General features: G+C 42.9%; 11 protein-coding genes. 6 read left to right on the plus strand and 5 right to left on the minus strand.

The genetic code is table 11. The annotated features are described in order from the left end of the window. Window positions 1-55: 55 nt before the first annotated feature. From AC58QT_RS15755 to AC58QT_RS15775, 5 genes are all read right to left on the minus strand, one after another. Entirely contained in the window at window positions 56-694 is a 639-nt protein-coding gene (locus AC58QT_RS15755) for a hypothetical protein (protein ID WP_497409818.1), read from the minus strand. A gap of 168 nt (window positions 695-862) precedes the next feature. After that, window positions 863-1411 (minus strand): pyridoxamine 5'-phosphate oxidase family protein, encoded by a 549-nt coding sequence (locus tag AC58QT_RS15760; RefSeq protein ID WP_497409819.1) that lies wholly within the window; start codon window positions 1409-1411, stop codon window positions 863-865. Window positions 1412-1496: 85 nt separating this feature from the next. Next, window positions 1497-2588: a Ger(x)C family spore germination protein gene (locus tag AC58QT_RS15765; RefSeq protein WP_497409820.1), complete on the minus strand. Its 1092-nt coding sequence runs from the start codon at window positions 2586-2588 to the stop codon at window positions 1497-1499. Further along, window positions 2578-3696 (minus strand): GerAB/ArcD/ProY family transporter, encoded by a 1119-nt coding sequence (locus AC58QT_RS15770; protein ID WP_497409821.1) that lies wholly within the window; start codon window positions 3694-3696, stop codon window positions 2578-2580. The genes AC58QT_RS15765 and AC58QT_RS15770 overlap by 11 nt, the downstream gene beginning before the upstream one ends. 2 nt (window positions 3697-3698) lie before the next feature. Continuing rightward, window positions 3699-5099 carry a spore germination protein gene (locus AC58QT_RS15775; RefSeq protein WP_497409822.1) on the minus strand — a complete coding sequence of 467 codons (1401 nt, stop codon included), beginning with the start codon at window positions 5097-5099 and terminating at the stop codon, window positions 3699-3701. Window positions 5100-5342: 243 nt separating this feature from the next. Here AC58QT_RS15775 and AC58QT_RS15780 point away from each other — a divergent pair, with 243 nt between their 5' ends. From AC58QT_RS15780 to AC58QT_RS15805, 6 genes are all read left to right on the plus strand, one after another. Continuing rightward, the gene (locus AC58QT_RS15780; RefSeq protein ID WP_497409823.1) at window positions 5343-5888 is read left to right on the plus strand and encodes a hypothetical protein; all 546 of its coding nucleotides are present in this window, start codon (window positions 5343-5345) and stop codon (window positions 5886-5888) included. Between the two features lie 46 nt (window positions 5889-5934). Further along, window positions 5935-7434, plus strand: coding sequence for an ABC transporter substrate-binding protein (locus AC58QT_RS15785; RefSeq protein ID WP_497409824.1), 1500 nt, complete (start codon window positions 5935-5937; stop codon window positions 7432-7434). Window positions 7435-7705: 271 nt separating this feature from the next. Then, window positions 7706-8623 (plus strand): ABC transporter permease, encoded by a 918-nt coding sequence (locus AC58QT_RS15790; protein WP_310225702.1) that lies wholly within the window; start codon window positions 7706-7708, stop codon window positions 8621-8623. Window positions 8624-8636: 13 nt separating this feature from the next. Further along, entirely contained in the window at window positions 8637-9539 is a 903-nt protein-coding gene (locus AC58QT_RS15795; RefSeq protein WP_497409825.1) for a carbohydrate ABC transporter permease, read from the plus strand. Between the two features lie 118 nt (window positions 9540-9657). After that, on the plus strand, window positions 9658-11184 hold the full coding sequence (locus AC58QT_RS15800) for an ABC transporter substrate-binding protein (protein WP_497409826.1): 1527 nt from the start codon (window positions 9658-9660) through the stop codon (window positions 11182-11184). Between the two features lie 138 nt (window positions 11185-11322). After that, the gene (locus AC58QT_RS15805; RefSeq protein ID WP_497409827.1) at window positions 11323-12309 is read left to right on the plus strand and encodes a hydroxyacid dehydrogenase; all 987 of its coding nucleotides are present in this window, start codon (window positions 11323-11325) and stop codon (window positions 12307-12309) included. Window positions 12310-12493 lie beyond the last annotated feature (184 nt).

The raw sequence follows: 12493 nt of genomic DNA on the forward strand, positions 1-12493 counted from the left end.
GAGTATTTTTAGTTGGTATGATTAGTCCAAAAGTAAGGAGGTAAGGAAGATTGCGTTAGTCGTTGTCGTTCGAAGCTTCGCTTTTTTCTTTAATCATAGTCATGACTTGTTCAAAATCTGGTTGACTCACCCAAAGATCGTACCATTTGGGACTGATATCACGCACATAGTCGATAAATTCCGGCGCGTATTGTCCCATATCCGAAATCAGCTTTTGCGCGAAATAAACCGGAGTCGGTTTAATCACGTGAACGACATCGATGATTTTCATCGTCTCATCCGGCATCATAAAAATATGCCGCGCCGAGTGGTCAAATCGATTGTATCCGACTTCCCCAAACGTCTCCAACAATTTAATAATTTTTGCGGCTAATGAGCGAGTCATCGTATTTTGCTGCAAATAATCATACAAGCTTGGAACAGTTAAATAGTCCATGACAATAAAATTACTGCCCCAAAAATACACTTTTGGACAAATGCCAGCTTGTCCACCCAGCGTTAAACTATGCAGTTCTTGCTGACAGCTTTCTTCACGGTAATACACTTTCACACAACGATGCTCATCAATTTGAAAAACAGCGCCTTGCTTGCCTTTACCAATTAAACGGTAGCCTGACGGATTATCGATGTTAACAACCGTCTCGCTTTTTCGTACTCGAATTTGATTCAATTTGTGCAGCATGTCTTCTTCCATCTATGATCCCTCCTCTCTACTTATGATATGAATGCATCGAAGTACTAGGAAAGGCTTTTAACTACTAGATTACGCCTTTTTTAGTTATTGGTGGTGTGAAAAAAAGGTACAATCACTTCTTAGTGGGAAGTGATTGTACCTTTGGAATTACTGAGACAGTAATCTACATTAACCCCGGTCGTTCTGAACGGTTCTGCCTTCATAAAACATACGATCAGGGATTTCTGCTTTCTCTTTGGCTGCCAATGAGGCCGCGCTTAACTTATAGATCGCGGTTTTACTACCTAACGGAGAAACGTAGCGATCTAAATGAGTTCTCCCCAGCGGCTTATCATAATAGCCTGGTACATACTTGTCCAACATCACCTGCATAGCAGCTGTCGCTTCCTCTAAATCAGTTACGCGTTCCAAGTTGCCTTCGATGATAACACTCATAAAGGCAGTATCTGTTTTAGCGGGTACCGGGCTTGTAATCGTTCCATAATTTTCGCTTATGGTGAAACAGGCGCGAGGGTTTTGCTCGATATATGTGATTTTTCTTCCTTCCTCAGCCCCATGAAAATAAATAGCGTTGTTTAGAAATGAGAAATTAAGTGGAATGACATAGGGCACATCTTCGGAAGATAGGCCGAGAAATCCAATTTTGGCTTGTTTAAGAAAGTGTTGGATTTTATCATCATCCGTCGAGCTTCGTTTCACATTACGAAGTGGAAACATCGTTGCCATCGCCTTTCGAATTGAATGCGTTCCATGGTTATCTATCCCTTCTCGTTATATTATTCCTTTTTCTTTGGTATTATCTTCACTTTGATTTTCCAATATTAACAAGATCAACTTTTGCTTTTACAGTTATAGGTAAGTTGGGGTAAATCATATTCCAGTTCATATGGGTCCACTTTTCATAGGATGAATGATTGCGTACCACCTTTCCTATGCCGATAGGATCTGTCTGATAGTTTTGTAATTTGGTTAACAGCTTTTGTGAACTAGTTATAAGATAGTTTTCAACCTGTGTTTCGAGTTCTTTTTGATACTTCTCTTGACTTAAATCCATGGTACCCGTGTATTCTAGGACACTCCCTTTTACATCTAATAGGATTTCAACCGACATATTTCCTGAATTCATGTTCTTATCATTTTTAGAATGAACACTATTTAACAAAAGCTGAAAATGGTCCCCTATCTCTTCCATATTAATCATTAATCTGCCATGTTTGATGTTACCTAATAGTAAATTAAGGATCTGTGTTTCACTTAAGGAGAGGTGCGTAATATAGTGATCTTTTTTAAAAATACCCAATCCTTTTAATTCAAAGTTGTCGCCTTCAGATGAAAAGACAGGCAGTACCGGATCAATGCCATCGTCATAATAATCTCTTAAAAAACGATATTGATTTGTAGTTAAAGCTTTATTTAGTTTGCCGGCTTTATCCAAGAACGTGTAAAGATATTCCGCATTATCTTCGACAGAGCGTAACTTTTTTTTAAGCAATTTTCCTGCATTTCCCTCGACAATAGCAAATTTAACGCGCGTACCGATTTCAGGATCCCTTGTAAATGATTTCACAACAGAAATAAGACCTTTTTTCAAAAGTTCCTCACCAAAAAGAATCGTACCCTGTCCACCGACTAGTTTTAAATTAGTTAAATTTTGAATTTTAAGGAAAGTATCATGAACGGATTTACCATTAGCAGTAAGCGTCATGGTATCGACCTTTCCTTCTTTCGTAACCGTGGGGAAAAGGACTGTTGTAGTAAGGGGATTGTCAGCACTTTCCGATAAATCGTAAGCACCAGCTTCTAGTATGGCTAAGTCTTCAATAATATTCTTCTCTGCACAACCTGTTAGTAACAAACAGCATAGTCCGATCCCTACAAGTCTTTTATTTTGCATGTTCTGTCTCCCTAGGCATCCTTTTTTTAAGAATTTGGATAGACAAGTTGCCCAATACGAATAGAGGCAATGCCCAAGCAATTCCGATTGAACAATTACTCAATAGGGTCAACCATTTTTTAACATCCAACATCGAATCAGGAAGCAATGCAAGTATAAATCCTATTGTTACTATGATCATGATCCAAACCGTAGGTTTTACACTCTTCATCATATTCCCCAAAAATTGCTGAGCTCCCCAATAATAGATGATAGCTGTCGAAAGTACCTTAAAGGAAAAAACACAAAAACAAAGATTTTCGGCGCGTGAAAGGAAAGAAACTTCCGTATATTCAAACAAGGTCATAACGGGGTATAGATCATTTAAGATTTGATTGAAGCTAAAAAAGCCAAAGCACATAAAGGAGACGAGTAAATTGGTGAACGTTGAGAGGAAATTGCCAATAAAGAGAGTTTTGGTCCATTTATTTTCTACGATAGGAAAAAAAAGCATGGAGACTTCAATACCTAAAAAAGCGGAATAAACTTGAAGGGTGCCCTTAAAAAAGTCGGTTCCACCTTTAAAAAAGAAAGGTGTGAAACGTGCGAATTCAAATTCTGGTGTCAGATAAAAGAGCAAAAAGATCATTGGAATCACGAAGAAAAATAAAACCACAATGGCTTTAACAATATGGTGAAATCCACCTCGTAAGAGTTGAAAACTAAGAAGGCTAAAGAAGATGACAAAAAATATGGCAGGTAATGTTGGATAAAACATTAATTTCATGATGAAGATATATTCCCTCATTATCATGCTGGCCATTCCAATCCAAACACCGATGATAAACAAATAAAAGGGGACCATGACCCATCGGGGAACTGTTACTTCAATGATTTCAAAAATGGATCTTCCTTTGCCCAGCTTATAACTTATTGCAATCAACCCAATATTCATATTTACAAGTATGAAAATGAAAATAAGACTTAACCAGCCATTCGTGCCAAAATACTGGGCAGTTAATCGCGGTAACGTATACAAGACAAGGCTATTTTGGATGCTATAGATGAATATAGACAGTTGAAGGGGATGGAGCCGTGCTTTCATATTCTCACCTTTCATTCCTTTCATTTTCACGGTTGCCCCTTTTTATGTTTTAAAAAAAGTTTTCTCGCCATACGGTCCATCCAATTTTTGAAGAAGGCAGGAGAATCAAGATTGATATAAGGTGAGGATACGTTTCTTATTCCGGTTAAGTGGATAACGACGATTCCTAACGCGAAAAAAATACCGATATTGCCCAGGGCGCCTGCCATTACAATAAATAGGAACCGAACGATTCTTACGGAGGAACTCATCATATAACTTGGTACGATGAATGAGGCTATAGCTGATACAGAAACAACAATGATTAAGATGTTACTGGTAACTCCTGCTTCAACAGCTGCTTGGCCGATGACAATACCGCCTACTACGCCAATTGTTTGACCGATTTTTGTAGGCAGTCTCGCGCCCGCCTCTCTTAAAAGCTCAATGACGATTTCTAAAAACATAGCTTCAACGAAAGGAGGAAAAGGGACTCTACTTCTAGATTGCATAAGGCTTTGTAGAAGGGATTGCGGAATCATTTCGTAATGAAACGTGCATATAGAGACATAAAAAGCGGTGAGTATTAAGGTAATAAACAAAGCAAAGTATCGTAGAATCCTAACCGCTGTACCAATAGACCAACGCTGATTATAATCATCAGATGACTCGAAAAAATCAAAGAAAGTGGAAGGTGTACAAAAAATATTTGGGCTATCATCGACAAGTCCAATTACCTTTCCGGCATAAAGTTTGGTCACCGCAATGTCTGGCCTTTCCGTGGTATAAAATTGAGGGAAAGGTGAGCTTTTATGATCATCTAACTTTTGAACCAATACATTGGAGTCCGTTATGGAATCAACTTTAATGGATTGAATTCTTTCTTGAAGTTGATTGACAACATCCATGTTTGCAAGACCCTCAATATAGATGAGTAGAACTTTCGTTCTGGATAGTTCCCCGACAGATAACGTAATCATTTTTAAGCGAGAACTTCTGACCCTTCTTCTTATCAACGATACATTTGTTTTTAATGCTTCATTAAAGGAGTCATGTGGCCCACTGATGACAGTTTCTGTTTCAGATTGTGATAGGGCACGTTCCTCGAATCCAGACACATTGATTAAATACGTATTCTCCTCAGTGAACAATGTCACATTACCGTCTAATATGCCTTGTACAACTTCCTCTTGATTCGCTACAGGTTTAAAAAGGGATTGTTGTACCGACCTTTCGAAATCAGTAAATGACAGTTCTCGTAAGGGGGAAAGGATTTCCCACTCTAATGTGTTGGCGTCTACCAATGAATTTAAATAGATAATGTGAGTATCGTTGTGATGAAATGAACGGTGAACAAGGTCGAAACTACCCTCTAATGTTGCAAGAGTTTTTTCAATATTAACTTCTTTCCTTGTTTTCTCATGGGACGGTTTTATAATGGTTTTCAACTTATTTCCCTTCCTTTAATACCAACATATCTATAATATGGATTAAAAATCCAAAGAATATGTATGTGGATACCATTTACAAAGCAGGATAAAAAAACGTGAAAAACGATAGTACAATAACAAATAAAAATTAGCTGACAGCTGCTCCCTGTTTCTGATACGATGATCTAATACCCTTTTCAGGGTTATGATTATGGGGGTGTTATCCATGCCTTTACAGGTGATCATGTAGGAGAACCGCGGTTGCTAATTTGCTTATATGGACCACCGCCATTACACGTGGATTTAAAGTTTGTTACGGTTCAGGAACTTGAACAAAGGGTTGAGAATCCGATTATCCTTTGGGAGAAAGGTGAAGAAATCAGCGCTTTGATTCAACGCACGTCACCAATCTATCCAACCCGAAGTTCCCAATGGATCGAAGATCGATTTTGGGTGTGGGTGCACTATGGAGCGACTAAACTGGGTAGAGGAGAATTGTTCGAGTTAATTGATCACCTAACCTTTATGCGAAACGCGGTACTTGGACCCATGTTGCTTATCAAGAACGGTGAACTTCCGGCAGGAGTTAGGAGACTTGAAAAACATGTCAGTGAAGGACTAGCAGACTTAAAGGAAACAATTCCAAGCCATAATAGAGAGAGTTGTTATGAGGCTTTACAAATGACCATTCGACTCTACCGACAGCTTCGTCAGGAATTAGGTAATTGCGAATATAAAAAAGAAGCGGAGCAAGTGTCAGTTGCTTACCTCGAAACTGTTTATGCCTCATTAGATAATAAGATATAATAGGGGTAGTGAACGGGAGATCGAAGTGGGAGAGGGGAGAATGGCCATGAACAAGATAAACGTTGGGAAAATCCGGGGCAAGGTTCCAGGACATCGTTTTATGTTGTTTGCTGTTCTGAGCTTAGTCGTGTTCTTGATGTTTGTCGCGAGCGGCTGCACGAAGTTACAGCAAGAAGGTGGCGGTGGCGGCACTGAGATGGATGAGCTGATCTGGTATTATCCGCAGAATAAGGCTAGTTCCGACTTGCATCTCGTGAATGCCGAAGTCAATAGACTGATCAAGGATAAAATCCATGCAAGTGTCAAGCTGCAGCCCGTCGATTTCGCGAACTACGAGCAGAAATTGAATACGCTCGTAGCGGCAAGCGATCCAATGGATATTGTCTGGACCTCGAACTGGCTGTTCTCGTGGGACGCCAATGCCAGAAAGGGCGTATTCCAGCCGCTGGACGAGCTGCTGCAGCGCTATGGACAGAAGCTTCGCTCATCGATGTCTCCGCGATTCTGGAATGACGGTAAGCTAGATGGCAAGCAGCTTGCCGTGCCGAATTACCAAATTGCCGCTATGCGCCCGAGCTTGGTCATTCAGAAGCGGTTCGTCGATAAATACAAGCTCAATCTAAGTGCGATCCGTAAAATCGACGATATCGAACCTTTCTTAAAGCAGCTGAAAGAAGGTGAGCCGGGCATTATCCCTTTCGGTACGACAAGAGGCTTCTTTATGAACCACATCTATGGCATCGACTGGCGTGTGTCCGTTTATCAGGGCGATGCGAACCACCGAGTACTTCCTGATGTTACACCGGAAATGAGACAAAACTTTGCTTTGGTCCACTCCTGGTACGACAAAGGATATATTAATCAGGACGCCGCTACACTGAAGAACGCTGCGGACGTCTACAATAAAGGCAACACGGCTGTTTGGTTCGATTTTACGGGGAAGCCGGGTTCCGAAGCGGAGTTTAAGGCCGGCGACGGCGGCTTCGACGTCGTGCTCGTTCCACTGGCGAAGCCGTCATTCAACGGAGCAGTCAGCTCGATGAACGCGATTAGCCGGACGTCGAAGCATCCAGAGAAAGCGATGCAGCTGCTCGAGCTGGTGAACACAGATAAGCAGTTGTACAATACGCTTGTTTATGGGATTGAAGGAAAGCACTATACGCGAGGTGACGGAAATTACGTCAAGCTGAACGTGGATTCTGGGTACTTCACGAACACGGATTGGGTATTCGGCAACATCCGTAACGAATATTTGCCAGAGGGAGCGCCAGCGGATAAGATCGAACAGACTGTTCGCATCAATGAAGAGGCGGAGGTATCTCCTTACTACGACTTTGTGTTCCGAACCGATGACTTGAAGGCGGAACTCGCCAATGTGAAAGCGGTCAACGACGAGTATTATGCAGCGCTCGCCACTGGAACGGTCGATCCCGCGAAGTTTATGCCGATCTATGAAGAGAAGCTGAACAGGGCCGGCAGTGAAGTAATCAGGGCTGAGAAACAAAGGCAGCTTAACGACTGGCTGAAAGCGAGAGGGACGAAGTAACCGCAAGCATATCCAAATAAGGGCTGAGAACGACAGTGTGATTACACTGTGTGGTTCTCGGCCCTTTTGGCGTTTACGTGAGCAATCCCAAAGCCAGAGCCCATGCAGAGAGACAAGGCCTGCTCGAACTTCAGTTAGTAAAATGCAGATCGTTTACTCAAAGTGGCGATAAAAGTACAGTTTTTGCACTGTTTTATAGGTGTTATTTCAGATAAATTGATCTCAGGCAGCAAGCCAAGCAAATCGCTACAGGCAAGGAGGAAGACATCTTATGAAGCGCAAGAAGGCATTCCGTTTTTTTGGCAGGAACATCGAACTGTTTACACTCTCGCTTCCCGCAGTCATCTATATTTTTATCATGGCGTACATACCGATGTTCGGGGTCGTCATCGCTTTCAAAAATTATAAGTATGACAAAGGCATTTTGGGAAGTGATTGGGTTGGATTCAAAAACTTCGAGTTTCTGTTTACAAGCGAAACCGCATTTCGAATCACCCGCAACACAGTCTTGTATAACCTGGGTTATATGTTACTTACGACGATTGCAGCACTCACCGTAGCCATTCTTCTCAATGAAATTGCAAAAAAGTGGCTTAAAATTTATCAGACATCGTTGATATTGCCCTTTTTTCTCTCATGGGTCGTTATGAGCTACATTACTCAGGCGTTTCTTGATCATGAAAATGGATTTATCAACAGCTTGCTAGCGTCAGCTGGGATGGAAAAGATTTCGTGGTACTTCGAATCCCAATATTGGCCCTACATTCTAAACATCGTGCATTTGTGGAAAGCGATCGGCTTCTCGGCGATGGTGTACTACGCTGGTATTCTCGGGATAGATGGAGAGTTGTATGAAGCGGCGCGAATAGACGGCGCTAAGCGGATGCAGATGGTAACGAATATTACGATCCCACAGCTGACTCCGCTCATTATTATCCTGTTAATCCTCAGTATCGGGAATATGTTCCGAGGCGACTTCGGCTTACATTTTTTCATCCCGAACAACATCGGGGCGACGTATTCGACCACAGATATTATCGATACGTACATCTATCGGGCGCTCAGTGAACTTGCGGACGTTAGTATGGCATCAGCCGTAGGTTTGTACCAGTCGTTTGTCGGTTTTGTTCTCGTAGTCAGCGCCAATTTAATCGTTAGACGAATTAATGAGGACAATTCTCTGTTCTAAGGAGGGAACAATTGTGGTAGTCCAACAGTCCAAAGCGGTATGGAGCCAACTCATCATACATACCATATTCATTTTGCTCACGATCGCAATGCTGGTTCCATTTGCCCTCGTAATCGTAATCTCGTTTTCAGATGAACAGTCGATTCTGCATCAAGGCTTCCGCCTTATTCCGGATCAGTTCAGCATTGCGGCATACCATTACTTTCTAAAAACGCCGGAAACGATCCTACGTGCCTACGGTGTGACAATTATCGTCGCTGTCATTGGCACATGCATTAGTCTAATTCTAACCTCTACGATGGGCTATGTGCTGTCGAGGGGGGATTATGGTCTGCAGCGAGCAACATCATTCTATGTGTTTTTCACCATGCTGTTCAACGGTGGTCTTGTGCCGTTCTACATTATGATGACCCAGATCTTACATATAAAAGATTCCATATGGGCACTTATCGTGCCTGGTTTACTCAGTCCATTTTACGTATTGATTATGAAGGGTTTCATGGCCAAAATCCCGACCGAAATTATTGAGTCTGCGAAAGTGGAGGGAGCGCGTGAATGGCGAATTTACACGGCACTGATCCTACCGCTCTCGAAGCCCGCACTCGCTACATTGGGATTGTTTATCATGTTTAACTATTGGAATGAATGGTTCAACGCACTTTTGTTTATCAACAACGAGAAACTGGTTCCGCTTCAGTTGCTGCTCGTGAGGACCATCAACACACTCGACTTCATCACATCGCGTCCCGAGTTCGCCACAGCGATGGTTACGCTGGGTGCTGATATGGCAGATTTTCCGAAGACGGCTTCTAAATTTGCAGTAGCTGTTCTATCCGCTGGTCCGATGTTGTTGGTATTCCCGTTCTTTCAACGGTTTTTCGTTAAGGGACTAACGATTGGCGCTATTAAAGGTTAAGTTGCAAGCCTCGGATGGGGAAAGTTTGAAAGGAGGGGAAACAAAGGTGTAGGAATCGGCTTTTTCACATCCGCTTTCATAAATAAGCTTGATAATTAGATTAAGGGAGGTTTTTTCATTGAAAAAGATTATAAATACACGGTTTCAGTGGATGTCCACACTCGCAGTTAGTTCCGCGCTTGCCCTTGCCGTAACTGGCTGCGGCAGTAGTACAGACAACACTAGCACGCCTTCCCCATCGAGCTCTACAGCACCAGCTGCATCTGCAACGGCAGCCCCTAAAAAGCTTGACCCAGTCGAACTGACTTGGTACTACCCACAGAACAAAGCTAATCCAGATTTACAACTGGTGAATGATGCTGTTAATAAGATTGCGCAAGAGAAAATTAATGCAACAATCAAGTTGATGCCGATTGACTTCGGTACGTATGAGCAGAAGATGAACACGATTGTAGCTGCTAACGAAGTAACGGATATTATCTGGACGTCGAACTGGTCGTTTAAATTCGAACAAAATCAGAAGAAAGGTGTATTCCAGCCAATCGATGATTTGTTGAAGAATCAAGGCCAGAAGCTTTACAAATCATTAGAAGAGAAATTCTGGAATGATGCGAAGTTAGACGGCAAAATCTATGCGGTACCCAACTATCAAATCTCCGCACAACGTTTAGGAGTGGTCATACAGAAGCGTTTTGTAGATAAATACAAATTGGATGTTAACACGATTAAGAAAATGGAAGACCTCGAGCCATTCCTGAAACAGATCAAGGATAACGAGCCTGGGATCACACCTTTCGGGACCCAAAAAGGATGGTATCAAGGTGCGCTCTACAACATTGATACGAAGGGTAATGTTTACAAAAACGATCCAACGTTCAAAACTCTACCAGAAGTGACAACTGAAATGAAAGCCCAATTCAAACTGGCGAACTCCTGGTTCACGAAAGGTTACATTAATAAAGATGCTGCAACACTAAAAAGTGCAGCAGACGCTTACAACAAAGGCACAACAGCAGTCTGGTTCGATTTTACTGGCAAGCCAGGCTCTGAGGTTGAGTTCAAAGCAACAGCAGGTGGAAATGACGTCGTGCTCGTACCACTGGCTAAAGCAACCTTTACCGGTGCAGCTAGCACAATGAACGCGATCTCCCGTACTTCCAAAAATCCAGAGAGAGCTATGATGTTCTTGGAACTGGTTAATACCGATAAGCAATTGTATAACACGCTTGTATACGGTATTGAAGGCAAGCATTACACGAAAACGACAGGCAATTTCATCAAAATCAACCAAGAAGCAGGCTACTTCACGAACACGGACTGGATCTTCGGCAGCATCATCAACGAGTATTTGCCAGAAGGCTCACCAGCTGACAAGCTAGAGCAAACAGCGAAGGTTAATGCGGAAGCTGAAGTTTCCCAGCTTAATGGATTTGTCTTCAATTCGGAACCAGTCAAGACAGAAACAGCGAACGTCAAAGCAGTACAAGATGAGTATTTACAGGGTCTAGCGACGGGTACTCTCGATACGGATAAGTACTTGCCGATCTATGAAGAGAAGCTGCAGAAAGCTGGCGCCGATAAAATCGTAGCTGAGCGTCAAAAACAACTTGATGCATGGTTAGTGGCGAACGGCAAGAAGAAATAAGCTAGGCTAACAAATGTATGAATTACCTGGGCTATCTCCCTAAAACAGCAATGTTTTTCTGGAATAGCCTAGGTTTTTACACATATGAAAGTTAAAGTTTTCGGTTTCCGAGAACAGAGAGAATGAGGAGGATTTGAAGTGAAGATTGCCCTACTGCAAAGAAAAGAATTGCGTGAACGTGTATTTAGCTCCGAACAATTAGCTCAGCTTCGAGAAATTGGTGAAGTTGTACTTAATGAAGAAAATGTAAACCCAACAGAGGAGCACGCACGTGCACTTATTGCTGGTGCTGATGTGGCGATTACGTCTTGGGGCTGCTGTGCATTAACCGAGCGTGTGCTTGAAAGCGCACCGAATTTGAAGCTCGTTCTGCATGCGGCTGGTACTGTGAAGCCGATCGTAACGGACGCGCTTTGGCAGCGCGGGGTCCGTGTATCCAACGCGACGGAAGCGCTTGGCCAAGGGGTAGCGGAGACAGCACTCGGCTTTACGATTGTGTCGCTGAAAGACATGTGGCGACTCAGTCGGGAGACAGCGGCTGGCGGTTGGGGCGACGGTTCACGCGTGCGTGAAGTGTACGGACTTACCGTCGGAGTTGTGGGAGCAGGACGTGCGGGCTCTCATTATATTAAACTGCTTCGCCAGTTTGATGTCAGGATCGCACTGTACGATCCGTTTGTCAGCGAGGAGCGCGCTAGGGAGATTGGCGCGCAGAAGCTTGAACTTGAGGACTTGCTGCGTCAGAGCGACGTCATTTCGATTCATTTGCCATCGCTGCCTGAGACGAATCACATGTTTAACGCTGAACGACTAGCACTGATGAAAGACGACTGCGTGCTGATCAATACAGCCCGCGGTTCAGTAATTGATGAGGAAGCTCTTGCAGCAGAATTAAGCAAGGGAAGATTGTTCGCTTGTCTCGATGTCACGGATCCAGAACCACCGCAAGTGGACCATCCGTTTCGTAATCTGCCGAACGTGATTCTAACCCCGCATATTGCTGGCGCCGTTAATAACGGGATGGGCCGCATCGCGAAATCGGTAGTGAACGACCTACAAGCTTTTCTCGACGGTCGCCCTCTAAGTGGCGAAGTTCGAGCAGAACAGATGCATTTGTTGGCATAAATTACGTGCTGACAACTACATAAATGGAATAATGGTATCTATTTCTGGAAATAATCCTTCTCTTTAGGATTTTTGCGAAGTAGATACCAGAATTCCGTCAAATTCTGCAGAATACGTTGCAGGGTTTTTAATTTATTAAACAGAAGGGAGAGTACACAACAAAGACTACACAGTTCGTATCGAT

Source organism: Paenibacillus sp. J31R109 (genome assembly GCF_059692055.1).